This is a genomic window from Neolewinella litorea (assembly GCF_004803465.1).
Taxonomy (GTDB): Bacteria; Bacteroidota; Bacteroidia; order Chitinophagales; family Saprospiraceae; genus Neolewinella; species Neolewinella litorea.
Genome location: NZ_SRSF01000002.1, coordinates 517,493 through 531,753, shown reverse-complemented (window position 1 = coordinate 531,753; position 14,261 = coordinate 517,493). Strand labels below are relative to the sequence as shown.

The following is a 14,261-nucleotide window of genomic DNA, read 5'->3' as shown; positions in this document are numbered from 1 at the left end:
GCGTGTCTAAAAATTTCAAGTCACCAAACGGTCCAGTGACGAAAGAACCATCTGCATGTTAGCCATCAGTACGAAGCTGGCAGAATTTTCTACCGTTCGCTCGTAATCTTTGATTAATCGACGATACCAATTCCACCAGGCAAAGGTCCGTTCGACTACCCAGCGCCGCGGTTCCACCACAAAGCCCCGCCGCGCCGGATTCCGCAGGGAACACTCAAAACCAACGCGATCTAGTCGCTGCATCATGGCGGCAAACTGTCCGGTGTAGGCCGTGTCCGCCACCAACTTTTCGGCCCGGGGCAACTGTCCGGTAAAGTCGGGGTAGATGAGGTCCAGACCAGCTACTCCATCATGCACATTTGCCGCATGTACCTCGACTCGCCACACCCGTCCCAGCGTATCGGACAGGATACTGCGCTTGCGCCCGTTGACCCATTTACCACCGTCGATACCCTGTTGGTGACCGATCCGCGGCAGAAGTCGAACGCTCTGAGCATCAACTAGTAAGAGACTGGGGGTAGACGGTCGAGCAAAGACGAGTTCGCGTTCCCGCCGGTTGAGCGCGTCGTTCATCGTTTCCAGAGTATGGTCACGCGACCACTTGCTGAAGTAATAGTGGACTACCTGCCAGGGCGGAAATTGTCGATCCAGGTTACGCCACTGGCAGCCGGTGCGTGTGACCCACAGGATGGCATCAAAGACGTCGCGCAGGTCGTGTTTACGTTTGCGTCCGATGGGCAGAAAGGATTTAACTTCGTCCCACTGGCTGTCGGTCAACCGAGCGTACTGCTGGGTCATGTTCTGTGTAGTTTGGCGACTTACAAAACACGGCCGGCAGCCATCTTTCGCCTCACATAGCAGAAATCATAATTTTAGACACGCTCTAAAGCCCTAACGAACTAAAGAACTAAAGAACTAAAGCCCTACAACTTCAGCTTCTCAATCCGTTCAGCCAAGGTATCCCGGTAGCTTTTTCCCACGGGCAGACTGGTAATCTTGCCTTTTTCCTTCACTTCGACCATGTTTCCCTGTAAGGCTTCGATGCGTTCGAGGTTTACGATGTAGCTGCGGTGGATGCGCTGGAAGGTGCTGGTGGGCAGTTTGTCTTCGAGCGACTTCATGGTTTGTAGGGTGATCACGCGGTCGTCGGGCAGGCGGATGATGACGTAGTCCTTGAGGCCTTCGATGTAAACGATCTCGTCGAGGTTGACGCGGACAAGTTTCTTGTCGGCCTTCACGAAGAAGTAGCCGGGGCCGCCGTCCTGTACCGGTAGCGCTTTGGCCTTTTGCTTTAGTTCGGCCTGTTCGACGGCGCGGTTGCAGGCCTGCAGGAAGCGGTCCATGCTGATGGGCTTCACGAGGTAGTCCAGGGCGTTGAGCTCGAATCCGTCGAGGGCATAATTGGGGTAGGCCGTGGTGAAGATGGTCACCGGAGGATCTGTAAGTCCGCGCAGGAAGTCGGTGCCCGTGAGCTGCGGCATATTGATGTCGAGGAACATCAGGTCGACGTCCTCCTTTTTAAGGACCTCATTGGCTTCGAAGGCATTATCGCACTTGGCGACGAGTTCGATCTCCGGGATCTTTTCGAGGTAGGTTTCAAGGATATCCTGGGCCAGGGGCTCATCGTCTACGATTATGGCGTTGATCATGGGTGGTGAATTTTGTAGTTAATGTGTAAAGCGACCGCCTATAGTTCGAGATCGAGGCGGACGGTGTAGGTCGTGGGGGTTTCGGTGATTTCCAGGTCGTGGCGGTCGGGGTAGAGCAGTTCGAGCCGGCGGCGCACGTTGACTAGGCCAATGCCCCCGCTGGGCCGGGCTGCGTCGGGGGAGCGGGGCAGCACATTGCCTTTCGTGTTTTCGAGGAAGAAGCGGATGGCCCGGTGGTCGACGCTGAGCGTGGCGTGGACGAAGCCTCCCTTAAGTGCCGCATTGATGCCATGCTTGAAGCTGTTCTCGAGGAAGGGGATCAGCAGCAGGGGGGCAATCTGCTGGTCTTGCACCCGCCCCTTCACGTCTAGGGTGATGTCGATGGTGTCCCGCTGCCGCAGCCGCTCCAGGTCGAGGTAGTTCTGCAGGTAGTTGATCTCCTTGCGCAGCGGCACCTTTGGTTCGTTGCACTCGTAGAGCATATAGCGCATCATCTCCGAGAGCTTGATGACGATGTCGGGGGCCTTGTCCGACTTCTTGAGGGTAAGGGCGTAAAGGCTGTTGAGGGTGTTGAAGAGAAAGTGGGGGTTGATCTGCGACTTCAGGAAGCGCAGTTCCGACTGCATGGTCTCATTCTCCACCTCCTGTTTTTTTCGATTTTCGGCGAGCCAGTCGGTCATGATCTTGCCCATGGAGCTGATGCCGCCGATCAGAAAGTTACCCAGGAAGTAGGCTTCCATATGCTGCAGCAGGTCGACCTGGATCGACTCGCGGTAGGAGAAGAGGAAGTATTTGATCACCAGCTCGAGGGGGGTGAAGAGCAGCGAGAGCCCCACCAGGGCGGCGAGGTAGACCAGGTACCGTCCCTGCTTGAGGTAGGCGGGGAAGAGGAACAGCAAATTGGTGTACACCACGATGGCGAACACCCCAACGGTGATGAACTCGTTGAGCACGGCCAAACCGAGCCCGATCTCGCCGGTCTGCAATTGCAGGATGACCAGGATACTGAAAAAGGCGAACCAGGCCAATCCGTGGTAGAACGGACGGCGGACCAGGGTGCTCCCCAGTCGGTCGAGAAAATTACCGAGCTGGGAGCCGGCGGTTTCACGGGTGGCCACGGACATCTAGGGCAAAGTACGGAAGGAGGCGGCAAACCCCCGAAAGGCAATCTACCAATTGCGCCCCGGACCGGACGAGCGGCGGCCAACCATCCGCTGCATCCTCCTGTTTACGCGGCATGGAAATCTTACTCGTCACCGCAGTGGCCGCGGCCATCATCTACAAGATCGGCCGCGAAGTACTGGGCAGCTTCCGCCACCCCGACGACGAGGACCTGCTCGAGTACTGGCAGGGCATCACCCGTGAGGAAGACCGCTCGGCCTACCGGCAGATCAGTGAGCACCTGGCCAGTTGCGATCAGTGCCGCGATCGCCTGGACGAACTCCGCAAGCGGCCCGGCGGCCCCGGTGCCCACTCGCCCATGATCACGCGGCGGTACTAAACATCCGGGGGCGGGGCGGTGATTAATGAAAGAATCACCCAACGTATCCCCCATGAACATCCAGCGCTTCCACGACGAGACCCTCGACCAGTTTTCCTACCTGATCAGTGAAAAGGGGGAAGCCATCGCGGTAGACCCGAGCCGCCGTATTGAAGGGTACCTGGAGTACCTGAAAGACAACAAGTTGCGCCTGATTGCCATCGTCATGACGCACTGCCCCGGCACCTTCGCCAGCGGCTGGGAGGAGTTGCGGCGCCTTACCGGGGCCGACGTTTACGGCGCCTCCGCTTACCGCTTCCACGGCGAAGGCCGCTACGTGAAGGCGGGCCGGGCCACCATGATTCCCTTCGGCGAAGGCAGTCACCTGCAGACCCAGCTGACGCCTGGCTTCACGGCCGACAGCCTGAGCCTGCTGGCCATCGACAAGGATCGCAAGGTACACGGCATCTTCACCGGGGGGACGCTCCTGCACCTCGGGGCCGGTTATCCGCTCCCGCGCCCCGCCGACAAAAACCCGTTGCACGGCGTGAAGGACTACGCCAAGGAACAGTACAACAGCATCTACAAGGTGATCGGAGGATTTGCGCCGCGCGCCACCGTGTTTGCCGGATTCGGTGAGGACAACCACTTCACCAAAATGGACGGGGCCACCCACGAACGCTTTAACCTCACCGAAGCCAAGGCCGAGAGTCCCGCCTTCCAGCACCAGGACGCCAACCAGTTTGCCGACTGGCTGCTGAAGGATTACCCCTTCGTACCCGCCTACGTGAAGGGATGCCTGGAACACAATCGGGAAGGCTATCCGGACTGGGCACAGGCCATGGCCCCCTTCGCCGCTTTCCTCACCGATGAGCACCGCGACGAACTGGAGCCCAGCCAAACCGTAGTCTCGAGCCGGGGCGGAGCGGTGATCCTGACGGAAGAAGACGCGTCAAACGCCACCACCGCCGCCGCCGCTCCCCGCGTGCTGCCCCTCGGCGACGATCAATTGCTGATCGATACCCGGCCCGCCCCCGACTTTCACGCCGGTCACGCCCGTAACGCCATAAATATCCAGGCGGACGGACCTTTTGCCCTGTGGTTGGGCACCATCGTCCGCCCCGGCGAAGATTTTCACCTCCTCATCGACCGGAAAGAGAAGGCTTACCCCCTGGCGCAGGCCATCGCCAAGATCGGTTACGACCGGCAGGTGCGGGGCGTGACCCAGTGGACCGGCGGACTAACGGAAATCGAACAGCCGCCACTGGACCCGAAAAAACTGAAGGACGACTACGTAGGCAAGTACACCATCGTGGATGTCCGGCCGGAAGCGGCCGCGGCGGAGGACACGCGTTTCTACGGCGCCCTGAACGTCCCCCTGTGGCAGTTGCGCGACCGCTGGCAGGAGATCCCCCGCGACCGCCCCGTCGTTGTACACTGCGGCGACGGTTACGCCTCGGCCATCGGGGCCAGTCTGCTGCGCAAGCACCTGGGCAACGACGTCATGGTCCACGACCTGGGGCACGGGATCAAGAAGATCAAGGCCGCCGGATAAAGGGGGCGGGGGCCAGTGACATCCGGTCCGGGCTACGGACTGTCTCGTAAACGAAAACTGCCGGACGCTACGTAAGCGCCCGGCAGTGCCGTTTTTAGGGTTTGCGTAGGTTGGCTAGACCGATTCCGCCAGCGTGGGATAGGTGATGTAACCTTCCGGGCCGGGGGTGTAGAAGGTATCGTAATCCGGTACGTTCAGCTCGGCACCTTCGCGGAAACGCTCGACCAGATCGGGGTTCGCGATGAAGGGACGGCCGAAGGCCACCAGATCGCAGCGGTCGCTGCTGACGTCCTGCTCGGCGCGGTGAGCGTCGTAGCCGCCGGCCAGGATGAGGCTGCGGCTGAAGGTTTCGCGGATTTTGGCCTTGATCGCTTCGGGGACGGGGGGGGCGCCCATGTCCTCCTGGTCGACCAGGTGGAGGTAGGTGACGCCGATCTCGTCGAGCAGTCGGGCGGCGGAAACGAAGGTCTCATCGACCGTATCGAAGGACCCCATCTCGTTGAATACGCCATAGGGCGACAGCCGCACGCCGACCCGGTCGCCGCCGATGGCCGCAACGGTGGCTTCGGCGACGTTGCGCAGGAAGCGGAGGCGGTTTTCCACCGAGCCGCCGTACTGGTCGCTGCGACGGTTGGTCTTGGGGTGCATGAATTGCTCGAGCAGGTAGCCGTTGGCGGCGTGGAGTTCCACCCCGTCGAATCCGGCCTCGATGGCCAGTTTGGCGGCGTTGGCGTACTCCTCGATGGTGAGGGTGATGTCTTCGATGCTCATTTCGTGGGCAACCGGAATGTCCAGCAGGCCTTTACCGTCGACGTACATCTTGGTTTCGGTCATTTCCACCGGACTGGGGGCCAGGACGCGGCCGCCGGCGGGCACATTGTCGGGATGTCCGACGCGGCCACAGTGCATAAGCTGCATAAAGATCTTGCCGCCTTGGTCGTGGACGGCGCGGGTTACTTTCTTCCAGCCCTCGATCTGCTCGGTGGAGAAGCTGCCCGGGATGCGGGGGTAGCCCAGTCCGTTCACGCTGGGGGAGGTACCTTCGGAGATGATGAGTCCGGCACCGGCGCGGTTGCCGTAGTAGGTGGCCATCATATCGTTGGGCACGTTGCCCTCCGCCCGCGAGCGGGTCAGGGGGGCCATGACGACGCGATTGGCAAGTTGGGTTTGGCCGAGTTGGTACTCGGAAAGGAGATGGTCTAGCATAATATTGGTTTTCAGGGTAATAGTGTTTAAACGGCGGGGTGGGGGGAAGGTTCCGATTTAGTGTCGATACATTGGATTTGGGGCTGGTCCAAGGAAATTTTATTGGACGACTAAGTGGTCCATGGTGAACTGGTCGGACCACTTAAGGGTCCAACCACTGGGCGTTGGACCACTACACCACCGCGATCGGCGCCCCCAGCAGCTTGTCCGGTATCCCGAAGCCGTCCACCAGCACTCCGGCCTCCGGCCGCAGCTCGGCGCAGAGCTTGTCCACCAGCTTGCGGATCGCCTTGCTCTTCTGCCCGCTGATGTAGCCACTCTCCAGGTACCAGGCCGCGTGGCCCTCGATGGTGTGGACGGCGTAGAGCTGGATGGTCTTATCGAGGAGGTCGGTGACGTTCGCGTCGGCCTCCTTCACCCCTTCATTCCTTTTCTCCTTCAATCCTTTTAAACGATCCAGCGCGGCATCCACCACCAGCTGCTCCACGTAGGCCTCGGCGGCGGCGATCATGTGGGTCTGGCAGAGGAGCCCGGCCTCGTAGGCGCTCTTGCCCTCCTTTATGTAGGCCCGCAGCCGCTGGGCCAGGGTGGTCACCAGCCGGCGGGCGCGGAAGTGGAAGGCCGTCTGGTAGAAGCCGGGGCTTTCCAGGTGCTCGCGGTCGGTCTGCCGCACCACGTAGGGGTTCTGCTCCGTGACCATGGTGGTGACCCGGCGGCCGATGAACTTCAGTACGGCGATGTTGCCGTCTTCCTGGAAGGACTTCTTGAACTCGGTTAGCAGGCTCTTGGCCAGCAGCTGCATGAGTACGGTGTTGTCGCCCTCGAAGGTGGTGAAGATGTCGGTGTCGGCCTTCAGGTCGGCGATGCGGTTCTCGGCCAGGTAGCCCTTGCCGCCGGTGGCCTCCCGGCACTCCTGGATGGCGGCGGTAGTGAACCAGGTGGCGTAGCTCTTCAGTCCGGCGGCCATGGCCTCGATCTCCCGCATGTCGTCCGGGGTGCGGGCCACGAAGCGGTCCAGCAGGTGGTCCAGTCCGAACTGCAGGGCGTAGGCCTTGGCCACCAGGGGCAGAAGGCGGCGCTGCTGGTTGGGGTAGTCCAGGATGATGGTTTCCGAGCGCATGGATTCCGAGGGGAACTGCCGGCGGCGCAGCCCGTAGCGGACGGCGATGGCCAAGGCCGACTTGGCCGCGCTCAGCCCGGCGCGCGGGACGAACACCCGTCCGCCCACCAGGGTGCCGAGCATGGTAAAGAAGCGCTTGCCGGGACTCTTGATGGGGCTGTGGTAGCTGCCGTCTTCGGTGATGCCCCCGTACTGGTCCAGGAGGTTGTCCACCGGCACCCGCACCTGGTCGAACCAGATGCGGCCGTTGTCCACCCCGTTGAGTCCCATTTTGTAGCCGTTGTCCGCTACCCGGATGCCCGGCAGCACGTGGCCCTCCGCGTCGCGGATCGGCACGACCACCGCGTGGACGCCGTGGCTTTCCCCGTCGACGATCAGCTGGCAAAAGACCGCCGCCAGGCGGGCGTGCATGGCGTTACCTATGTACTCCTTCCCCGCGGCAATGCTGGGGGAATGGACGATGAGCTCCCGGTGTTCGTGATCGTACACGGCCGTGGTTTCCAGTCCGCGTACGTTGCTGCCGTGGCCCGTCTCCGTCATGGCGAAGCAGCCCGGCAGCTCCAGTGTGCCGGTTTCTCGCAACCAGCGATCGTGGTGCCGTTTGCTACCCAGGTTGTACACCGCCCCGCCCCAGAGACCGAACTGTACGCCGAACTTGATTACCAGACTCAGGTCGTGGTAGGCAATGGCCTCGAAGGCACCGGCGTACTCCGACATGCTGTCTTCGCCCCCGTATTCCGGGGGGTAGGAGAGGGCCCCGATGCCCTCCTGGGCCAGTTCGCGGCACCAGCGGAGCACCTGCTCCCGGTAGTCCTCCTTGATGCGCAGGGTGGGGCGGTCGAAGGAGGGCCGCAACAGTATCTCCTTGGTCCGGGCGATGATTTCCGCCCGCTCGCCCTCCAGCACGCGCTGCAGCTCCGCGGGGTCGATGCGCGATTCGGTGATCGCCTCGGCGAGCTTCTGCCGCTGGTCGTAGAGCGGGAAGAGCGAGCGGTAGGTGTCTTCCTGCACACCGCCCAGGTTCGCTTCCAGTTCTTGCAGGGCGGGAAGCTGCGCGGCCCAGAAGTCGCGGCGCGCATCCGGGTCTTCTTCCGCGGCCAGCCCCAGCCAGACACCCAGTTCGGCCAGACTGGCGGTGCGGTCCTCGGGCAGGGCCTCCGCCGCCAGTCGTCCGCTGCTCAGCCACTGCTGATAACGCTCGCGGCTCGGGGGGCGGGCCGGATCACTCCATTCCCGCAGTACCGGCCTGTCCTCCTTCGTAAGGAAGGGCAGGGCCCCGGCTTGCTGCCGCAGGGATTCCACCTCGGGTACGCTCAGGTGGCGGTCCGACCAGGCGGCGTACAGGAAGGGTAGCATCGCCTGGATGCCGGGGGAAAGGGAAGTGCTCGTAGGTAGGTCGACGCCCATGCTGTCCGGAAGTTTGGAAGGGAACGTCGATTTGTCCTTTACGGTTGGTAATTGAGTAGGTAAGCGAAATTTTGTCCGGCAGTCGTAACTTCGGTACACACCTGAATACCCACCCATGGAAATTCTCACCGACCGCCTGCGCCTCCGCAAATGGACCAACCGGGATAAGCCCGCCTTCGCCGCCATTCAGGCCGACCCCCGGGTGATGGAGTATTTCCCCGCTACGCTCACCCGTAAGGAGTCGGATGCCGTAGTCGAGCGCTTCAAGAAACACCACAAAGAACACGGCTTCGGTTACTTTGCCGCCGAGCGCCGGACCGACAAGCAACTGCTTGGGTTCATCGGACTGTCGCGGCAGGAGTACCCGGCTTTCTTTACCCCCTGCGTCGATATCGGCTGGATGCTGCACCCCGACGTCTGGGGTCAGGGGCTGGCGGCGGAAGGGGCCCGGGCCTGCCTCGAACACGCTTTCGGCGCGTTGGGACTGGATGCCGTGCGGGCCGTGACCGTCCACCGCAACATGCCCTCCATCCGCGTCATGCATCAGCTCGGCATGGCGTACGAAGGTGCCTTCATCCACCCTGATTTTGCCGATCGCCATGACCAACAGCCTTGCCTGGTGTACGTGCGCCGAGCGCCCGCGGAAGGGCAGCCGTGATAGTTTGGTTGCGGCGGAGCGCGGGTGCCGGGTTTTTTGATGAAGCCGGATCGGGTGGTTCACTCGAATAACTGCGCGGTATAGTCCAGGAGTGTAGCATCGCCTACGGGGCCGTGGCCCGGGATTACCCACTTAACCTCAGGATAGGCCCGGCGAACCGCAGCGACCATGGTGGGCCACGCATCCACATCGGCATCCGCCAGATTGCCCTTTCCGGCGCCGTCGGCCTTGATCAGGCAGCCTCCGAAGAGCACCTCGGCCCCGGGGAGGTAAGTAACGATATTGTCGCGGGTATGGCCGGCGCCGATGTAGCGGTTTTCCACCGTGCCTGACCCCACGCCAAGGACCAGCAGGGAGTCGAAGCCGTGGCGGGGGACCGCTTCGCCGCGCGCGGCGGCCAACTCGAGGGTCCGCAGGTGGGCGTAGGAGGGGATGCGCCGTGCGTGGAAGGCATCCAGTCCGCCGGTACAGTCGGCGTGAAAGTGGGTAGCCACCACGGCCGTCGGATGGGCCAACAGGGCGGTGTCGATCCACGCGAGTAATTCCTCCGCGCCCGGACGATCCGCAGGAGTATCCACCACTACTGCCTCACCGTCGCTGGCGTACACCATGCCGTTACAGGGCACGCGACCGAAGGATTCCGTCTCCAGGTAGCTTACGTGGACGAACACCCCGGAAGTCAGCCGGTCGATGCGCAGCGCCGGGCTTTCGTAAACCGTGGTGACCGGCGCCTCAGCCTGGGCCGGTAAGGCAGTAGAGAAGGCCAGCAGCAGCGCCAGCGGCAGGAGGAACAGCATCATGGGCACCAAAGATAGGGGAGGGGCCCGCCCGCGGGCGGGATTTCCGGCGTCACGCGGAACCCGCGCGCCGCCGGATGCAGTTAGTGGAGACTGATGACCCGCGCCATGCGCCAGCGGTCGCCGTCGCGCCGCCATACCGTGATGAAGCGGCTGGGGATGGAGGGGGCGTCGGGCTCGGCGGCGTTCTCGAAGCGGTGGTAGCCGATCTCGATGGCCCCGAAACCGGGTATGGGGTGAACCTCCACGGTCTCCGGCAGCAGGATTCGGCGGACCTTGCCGCAGATGTTCGCTTCAATTCCCTGGAGGATTTCTGCCTTGGAGGTCGACAATCCGCCCCTATCGTGGTAGAACTCCAGGTCGTCGGCGTAAATGGCCGCCTGGGTCTCCATGTCGCAGTCGTTGTAGGCGTCGAAGTACCGCCGGTCCATCTCCAGGATGGCCCGGTGCAGGGCAGTATCGGATGGGGCGTAGGCGGGGATGGGAGACTGGGCGGCGAGTATGGTGGTGCCTAAAAGGGTGATAAGGAAGAAGCAGATAGTGGGGAGAGGACGCATACTGGGGGAGGGTTTTGGCTAAGGACGGGGGAATTTTTGGTTGGTGGTAGGTTTTACTGGGATTGGCGCGGCTGGAGGCCGCGTTTTGCTTTGCCGCGGCCGGAGGCCACGTTGTGCTGCGCGACTGGAAGTCGCGATCCATTACGCGACAGGATGTCGGGAACCACTGCGCGACTGGATGTCGCGAACCGATAGGGAAGTCGCGATCCGCTACGCGACAGGATGTCGCGAACCGAGAGGGATGTCGCGAACCGAGAGGGAAGTCGCGATCCAAATGGGGACGCCGCGTTGTACTTTTGGGGAATGCCTCGGTTTCGGTTTTTCTTTCCCTGGTTTGATCGCAAGGCCTTTCCCGTGCTGGCGGGAGTGGTGGTGGGATTGTATTTACTGGAAGAGGTGCTGACCCTGCGCGAGCAGCACCACTCCAAGGTCAAGCGCTCGCTGACGAACACCGCGGTGGCGGCCACCGGATTTGCGGTGGTGCGGGCCGCGCTGCTGCCGGCCATGGTGTACGCGGGCGACTGGAGCGAACGCCGCCGCTTCGGACTGGTACACTGGCTGGGACTGCCCCCGTGGGCGCGTACCGCTGCCGCCTTTCTGTTGCTTGACTACACGAATTACTGCTGGCACGTACTCACCCACCGGGTGCCACTACTGTACCGCATGCACCGGGTACACCACAGCGATCTGGATATGGACGTGACCACGGGTTTCCGCTTCCACCTGGGCGAACAGGTATTCTCGATTATTTTCCGGGGCGGCATGATCGCGCTGATCGGCGCACCTTCGCGCCTGGTGCTCGGCTACGAGGCCATCTTCGAGGGGTGTACGGCCTTTCACCACAGTAACCTGCGGCTTCCCACCACGGTGGAGCGCCAGCTGGCCCGCGTCCTGATCACGCCCCGCGCCCACGGTATTCACCACAGCATCGTGGAGCAGGAGTTCAATTCCAACTTCGGGGTGGTACTTCCCTTCTGGGATTGGCTGCACGGTACACGGTGCCTGGATGTTCCGCAGGAAGAGATCACCATCGGTCTACCCGCCTGGCGTGATCCGGACGAACTGACGGTACCCTTCCTGCACCGGATGCCCCTCGAACCGATTCGCCCGTGGGCCCTGCCCGACGGTTGCGTGCCCCGCCGGCTGTCGAGTGGACGTGCGGCTCTAGAGTAAGGAACCCGCGAACCCGGCCTATTCGCTTTCGGGGGTACCCGATCCGGTACCCGCACCCGTGACCTCAGTGAGGCTGCCGATGGCCCAGCTTTCCGGCCACAGCCACAGCACCAGCGCCCCGGCGACCAAAGTGAGCACGGTAGCTCCGATGATGTATTTGGCCAGGCTGCGCGAGCCCAGGACCACGGCCATGCCGGCCTTGAAGATCATGTTGGACAGGGCCGCGATGAGGATGAGCGACCACCCGCGTTCCGCCGTAAGGCCGCCGTCCTTGATGGTATTGCTCAGGCTGAGGGTGATGGCGTCCACGTCGGTGAGCCCGCTGATGACCGACACCACGTACAGGCCCTCCTGCCCGAAGTAATCCTTGGCCACGGCCACCGCGAAGATGATTACGGCGTAAAGCGCGCCGAAGATGAGGGCGGCCTTTAACTGCGCGGGGTTGTCGGGGTCGGGCAGCTCCTCATCATCCTTCTCGTTGTTGAACAGGTAAAGGCCCAGGCACAGCAGGGCCATGAACAGGATCATGGCCGCGATCGGCGGACCAATCACCCCGATGCGCCCGGGAATGACCACGCTGACCTCGATCAGCACCCGCACGAAGGAGATGGTGGAGGCGATAAAAATCACGAGTGCGGCCAGTCGTCCGGCCCCCTCGGCCCCCGAGGTGCGCTTGGCGTAGGTCACGGTCGTAGCCGTACTGGAGATGAGTCCGCCGAGTATGCCTCCGGCAATGGTGCCGACGCTCTTGCCCGCCCACTTGTAGATGAAGTAGGCCGTCACGCTCAACCCGACGATCAGTACCACCATGGTCCAGATTTCCCGCGGATTCAGCACGTCGTAGGGGCCATAGTTCGCGTCCGGCAACAGCGGCAGGATGATGAAGGCAATCGCGGCCAGTTGCATAATGGCGCGGACGTCCTCGCGGGTCATGCTGCCGGAAACGTAGTGCAGGGTGCGCTTCAGCGAAAGCAGGATGGCCACACCGGCTCCGGTAGTGACCGCCACGGCGGTGGGTCCGATGGGCAAGAAGGCTCCGACCAGGAACATGAGAAGGATGGCAATTTCGGTGGTCTGTCCTACGCCGGCGTCGTCCTCTTCCAGGCTTTCCCCGCGTACGATGTTGGCGGCCACCACCAGCAGGCTCACCGCCAGCAATCCGGCGACCACGATCCAGGCGGTATGCAGATGCTCGGCGAAGAGGCCGCAAAGGGTGCCGGTCAGGGTGATGAGGGGAAAAGTGCGGATGCCCGCCAGTTCCGAGTTGGCGCGTTCACGTTGCAGGCCGACCAACAGGCCCAAACCGAGGGAGGTAGCCAGGTGCACGAAAGGTGTATAATCCATATCGGAAAATGGAAGTGCCTTTAGGGGGGATCTGTTCGTTGATTTTCGGTTCCGGGGGCCTGTGGCGGGCTCCGCAACCGGGGGTTAGGATTCGTGGCGCCGCTCCGCTTCCATTTGCGTGCGCAGGGCGGCGGTGTCATAGTAGACTTGCAGGGCGGCTACCTTGCCGTCGCGGATCTTGTACCACTCGCAGATGTCAAGGGGGAGTTCGCCACCTCCCGGGGCGGCGATGCGGACCGTTACCTGGGTGATGACGGTGTGACCGTCGACTACTCGCCGGTGCAGTTCGCCGCCGCGCACCGATGCGTAGAAGGGGGCCCGGTTCTCGATGAACTGGGCGCGACCGGTAGCGACCGAAAGGGGGCCGATAAAAGTTACCTTTTCCGTCAGCAGCTGCTGCCAGCGATCGTCGCCTACCAAAGTGCTGTGGCGGAAGGCATCGAATACTTGGTCGGGGGTTTGCTCGGGCATATTTATACAGTTATCAGGCTCGCTAGCCAAGGTAAGAAACCCGGCCGATGTGCCCGGAAAGCCCGCGTCTGGCGGGGAAGAGCGCGTGGAAGGTGCGGGCCGGCTTACGGGAAAAGAGACACGGGTAGCCGCTTGCCGGGTCCTATATATTTGCGGTATGGATACCCCCGCCCCCCCGCCGCCACCGGTGGAGCCCGCCGGGCCACCGCCCCCCGAACCTGCGCCCCGCCGCCCCGCCCTGGACCGCTCGGATGTTATCGCACTCATTGCACTGGCCATCAGCCTCATCGGCACCCTGGTGGCCATTCAGGAGACCCGCATTCTGAAGGAGCAGCAATCGCTTATGGTCGCCCAGCAATCGGCCAGCGTGCTTCCTTACGTCACCTCCAACAAGCGATTCGAACTGCGGCGCGACACGGCCGTGCGGGTCACCTATAACGTGGTCAATACCGGCGTGGGCCCGGCCCTGCTGAGTAATCTGACCATCACCCTGGATGGGGAGGCGGTGCGCGCCGATTCGCTGGCGACCGTGATCCAGCGCACGCACCCGGCAATGGCCGCTACGCAGGTCCTGAGCAATACCATGGTGGAAGGGATCCTGCCCGTCGACGCCGACGTAGGACTGTTCACCCTGGAGTTCGACCTGCGCCGTACCGACTTTGGCGCCGTCACCCGCTTTATGGACCACGTCCGGGTAGATATCTGTTACTGCAGCGTCTATGGCAACTGCTGGACCTACCATCCCGACGGGTGGAACCAGCGGACGGAAGACTGCCGGCCGCCGATACAGATCGAGTGATACGGCAAATGGGCGAACCCTGCGCGCGCGCCGCGTTTATAACTG

General features: G+C 62.4%; 14 protein-coding genes. 5 read left to right on the top strand and 9 right to left on the bottom strand.

Translation table 11 applies throughout. The features are described from left to right. Positions 1 to 15 precede the first annotated feature (15 nt). From E4021_RS07975 to E4021_RS07965, 3 genes are all read right to left on the bottom strand, one after another. Positions 16 to 798 carry an IS5 family transposase gene (locus E4021_RS07975; RefSeq protein WP_136458130.1) on the bottom strand — a complete coding sequence of 261 codons (783 nt, stop codon included), beginning with the start codon at positions 796 to 798 and terminating at the stop codon, positions 16 to 18. A 125-nt stretch (positions 799 to 923) separates the two neighbouring features. Further along, positions 924 to 1,649, bottom strand: a complete 726-nt coding sequence (locus E4021_RS07970; RefSeq protein ID WP_136458128.1) for a LytR/AlgR family response regulator transcription factor — start codon at positions 1,647 to 1,649, stop codon at positions 924 to 926. Between the two features lie 38 nt (positions 1,650 to 1,687). Continuing rightward, positions 1,688 to 2,773, bottom strand: coding sequence for a sensor histidine kinase (locus E4021_RS07965; RefSeq protein WP_136458126.1), 1,086 nt, complete (start codon positions 2,771 to 2,773; stop codon positions 1,688 to 1,690). 113 nt (positions 2,774 to 2,886) lie between these two features. Here E4021_RS07965 and E4021_RS07960 point away from each other — a divergent pair, with 113 nt between their 5' ends. Both E4021_RS07960 and E4021_RS07955 read left to right on the top strand, forming a co-directional pair. After that, positions 2,887 to 3,150: a hypothetical protein gene (locus E4021_RS07960; protein ID WP_136458124.1), complete on the top strand. Its 264-nt coding sequence runs from the start codon at positions 2,887 to 2,889 to the stop codon at positions 3,148 to 3,150. Between the two features lie 25 nt (positions 3,151 to 3,175). Further along, positions 3,176 to 4,684, top strand: coding sequence for a rhodanese-like domain-containing protein (locus tag E4021_RS07955; protein ID WP_136458122.1), 1,509 nt, complete (start codon positions 3,176 to 3,178; stop codon positions 4,682 to 4,684). 114 nt (positions 4,685 to 4,798) lie between these two features. On the opposite strand, the gene E4021_RS07950 is transcribed toward E4021_RS07955, so the two are convergent. Together E4021_RS07950 and E4021_RS07945 are read right to left on the bottom strand one after the other, a co-directional pair. Further along, positions 4,799 to 5,890: an alkene reductase gene (locus tag E4021_RS07950; RefSeq protein ID WP_136458120.1), complete on the bottom strand. Its 1,092-nt coding sequence runs from the start codon at positions 5,888 to 5,890 to the stop codon at positions 4,799 to 4,801. Positions 5,891 to 6,062: 172 nt separating this feature from the next. Beyond that, entirely contained in the window at positions 6,063 to 8,417 is a 2,355-nt protein-coding gene (locus E4021_RS07945) for an acyl-CoA dehydrogenase family protein (protein WP_136458118.1), read from the bottom strand. Positions 8,418 to 8,532: 115 nt separating this feature from the next. Between E4021_RS07945 and E4021_RS07940 the strand changes: the two genes are divergently transcribed. Beyond that, on the top strand, positions 8,533 to 9,075 hold the full coding sequence (locus E4021_RS07940; RefSeq protein WP_136458116.1) for a GNAT family N-acetyltransferase: 543 nt from the start codon (positions 8,533 to 8,535) through the stop codon (positions 9,073 to 9,075). Positions 9,076 to 9,134: 59 nt separating this feature from the next. Here the strand turns inward: E4021_RS07940 and bla are convergent, their stop codons facing one another. After that, entirely contained in the window at positions 9,135 to 9,875 is a 741-nt protein-coding gene (gene bla, locus E4021_RS07935) for a subclass B1 metallo-beta-lactamase (RefSeq protein WP_136458114.1), read from the bottom strand. A gap of 80 nt (positions 9,876 to 9,955) precedes the next feature. Then, positions 9,956 to 10,429, bottom strand: a complete 474-nt coding sequence (locus tag E4021_RS07930; protein ID WP_211096992.1) for a nuclear transport factor 2 family protein — start codon at positions 10,427 to 10,429, stop codon at positions 9,956 to 9,958. A 303-nt stretch (positions 10,430 to 10,732) separates the two neighbouring features. Between E4021_RS07930 and E4021_RS07925 the strand changes: the two genes are divergently transcribed. Continuing rightward, positions 10,733 to 11,602 (top strand): sterol desaturase family protein, encoded by an 870-nt coding sequence (locus E4021_RS07925; RefSeq protein WP_168797519.1) that lies wholly within the window; start codon positions 10,733 to 10,735, stop codon positions 11,600 to 11,602. Between the two features lie 18 nt (positions 11,603 to 11,620). Here E4021_RS07925 and E4021_RS07920 read toward each other — a convergent pair whose 3' ends face one another. Further along, positions 11,621 to 12,946 carry an MgtC/SapB family protein gene (locus E4021_RS07920; RefSeq protein WP_136458110.1) on the bottom strand — a complete coding sequence of 442 codons (1,326 nt, stop codon included), beginning with the start codon at positions 12,944 to 12,946 and terminating at the stop codon, positions 11,621 to 11,623. 84 nt (positions 12,947 to 13,030) lie between these two features. Continuing rightward, entirely contained in the window at positions 13,031 to 13,417 is a 387-nt protein-coding gene (locus E4021_RS18055; protein ID WP_168797518.1) for a nuclear transport factor 2 family protein, read from the bottom strand. A gap of 157 nt (positions 13,418 to 13,574) precedes the next feature. On the opposite strand from E4021_RS18055, the gene E4021_RS07910 reads away from it, so the two are divergent. Further along, the gene (locus E4021_RS07910) at positions 13,575 to 14,216 is read left to right on the top strand and encodes a hypothetical protein (RefSeq protein WP_168797517.1); all 642 of its coding nucleotides are present in this window, start codon (positions 13,575 to 13,577) and stop codon (positions 14,214 to 14,216) included. The last annotated feature ends 45 nt before the right edge of the window (positions 14,217 to 14,261 follow it).

Coding starts and splice junctions, on each gene's coding strand:
- E4021_RS07975 (WP_136458130.1), bottom strand. CDS start 798: ATGACCCAGCAGTACGCTCGGTTGACCGACAGCCAGTGGGACGAAGTT.
- E4021_RS07970 (WP_136458128.1), bottom strand. CDS start 1,649: ATGATCAACGCCATAATCGTAGACGATGAGCCCCTGGCCCAGGATATC.
- E4021_RS07965 (WP_136458126.1), bottom strand. CDS start 2,773: ATGTCCGTGGCCACCCGTGAAACCGCCGGCTCCCAGCTCGGTAATTTT.
- E4021_RS07960 (WP_136458124.1), top strand. CDS start 2,887: ATGGAAATCTTACTCGTCACCGCAGTGGCCGCGGCCATCATCTACAAG.
- E4021_RS07955 (WP_136458122.1), top strand. CDS start 3,176: ATGAAAGAATCACCCAACGTATCCCCCATGAACATCCAGCGCTTCCAC.
- E4021_RS07950 (WP_136458120.1), bottom strand. CDS start 5,890: ATGCTAGACCATCTCCTTTCCGAGTACCAACTCGGCCAAACCCAACTT.
- E4021_RS07945 (WP_136458118.1), bottom strand. CDS start 8,417: ATGGGCGTCGACCTACCTACGAGCACTTCCCTTTCCCCCGGCATCCAG.
- E4021_RS07940 (WP_136458116.1), top strand. CDS start 8,533: ATGGAAATTCTCACCGACCGCCTGCGCCTCCGCAAATGGACCAACCGG.
- bla (WP_136458114.1), bottom strand. CDS start 9,875: ATGATGCTGTTCCTCCTGCCGCTGGCGCTGCTGCTGGCCTTCTCTACT.
- E4021_RS07930 (WP_211096992.1), bottom strand. CDS start 10,429: ATGCGTCCTCTCCCCACTATCTGCTTCTTCCTTATCACCCTTTTAGGC.
- E4021_RS07925 (WP_168797519.1), top strand. CDS start 10,733: ATGCCTCGGTTTCGGTTTTTCTTTCCCTGGTTTGATCGCAAGGCCTTT.
- E4021_RS07920 (WP_136458110.1), bottom strand. CDS start 12,946: ATGGATTATACACCTTTCGTGCACCTGGCTACCTCCCTCGGTTTGGGC.
- E4021_RS18055 (WP_168797518.1), bottom strand. CDS start 13,417: ATGCCCGAGCAAACCCCCGACCAAGTATTCGATGCCTTCCGCCACAGC.
- E4021_RS07910 (WP_168797517.1), top strand. CDS start 13,575: ATGGATACCCCCGCCCCCCCGCCGCCACCGGTGGAGCCCGCCGGGCCA.